This is a genomic window from Streptomyces sp. KR55 (genome assembly GCF_052245645.1).
In the GTDB taxonomy this organism is placed as follows: domain Bacteria; phylum Actinomycetota; class Actinomycetes; order Streptomycetales; family Streptomycetaceae; genus Streptomyces; species Streptomyces flavusporus.
Genome location: NZ_JBQQCE010000926.1, coordinates 1 through 1236 on the forward strand (window position 1 = coordinate 1; position 1236 = coordinate 1236).

The window sequence follows — 1236 nt, forward strand, 5'->3', positions numbered from 1 at the left end:
TTCGTGGCGTGCCCGTTCGTCGAGGGCGGGCGGATGTATCGCTCGGGTGACCTGGCCCGGTGGACGGCGGACGGGTTGCTGGAGTTTGCGGGGCGTGCGGACGAGCAGGTCAAGATCCGCGGTTTCCGTGTCGAGCCGGGTGAGGTCGAGTCCGTGCTCGCCTCGCATCCGGAGGTGCGTCAGGCGGTTGTGGTGGTGCGCGAGGACCGGCCCGGCGACAAGCGTCTGGTGGGGTACGTCGTGCCCGAAGGACGGGAAGGACAGGAAGGGCAGGAAGTCGACACGCAGCACCTGCGCGAACACGTGGCCCGGATGTCGCCCGAGTACATGGTGCCGTCCGCGGTCATGGTCCTCGACGCCCTGCCGCTGACGGTGAATGGCAAGGTGGACCGCAAGGCGCTGCCCGCTCCCGAGACGACCGCCCAAGGTGAGGGCCGTGCCCCGGTCACAGCGGCCGAGGCGCTGCTGTGCGGGCTGTTCGGTGAGGTGCTGGGCGTGGAGGAGGTCGGGGTCGAGGACAGCTTCTTCGAGCTGGGCGGCGACTCGATCATGTCGATGCTGCTGGTGTCGAACGCCCGCCGTGCGGGGCTGGTGATCAGTTCCCGGCAGGTCTTCGAGCAGCGCACACCCGCCCGCCTGGCGGCGGTGGCCACGACGGCGGACGGTGCCCGGCCCGGTACCGGCGTCTCCGGCAGCGGTGAGATACCGCTGACGCCGGTCATGCGCGAGCTGCTGGAGCGCACCGGTGCGGACCGGCTGCACGGGGTCGTCCAGACCGGTGCGGTGAGGACACCGGCCGGGCTGGAGTTCGGCACGTTGGTGGCCGCGGTGCGGGCGGTGGTGGATCACCATGACGTGTTGCGGGCCGGGCTGGAGTCGGGTGAGCGGTCGCGTCTGGTGGTGCCGGAGGCGGGTTCGGTTCCGGTGGAGGACTGGGTGCGCCGGGTGGAGGTGTCCGCCGCCGGCCTGACGCTTGCACTCGAAGAGCAGGTTCGTGCGGCGGTGGAGCGGCTCGATCCCGAAGCCGGTGTGATGCTCCAAGCCACCTGGCTGGATGCCGGGCCGGAGGCGGCCGGTCGGCTGCTGCTGGTCGTGCACCACCTGGCGGTGGACACCGTCTCGTGGCAGGCGCTGGTGCCGGATCTGGCGGAGGCGTATGGGGCGTTGGCGGCGGGGCGTGTCCCGGAGCTGGCTGCGGTGCCGACATCGTTCCGGCACTGGGCGCGCGAGCTGGAG

1 protein-coding gene is annotated in these 1236 nt (G+C 71.5%); it reads left to right on the top strand.

Annotated elements, in window-relative coordinates:
* Positions 1-1236 (top strand): AMP-binding enzyme (locus tag ACTWQJ_RS51550; protein WP_443313227.1); only part of this gene is annotated, 1236 nt, incomplete at both ends.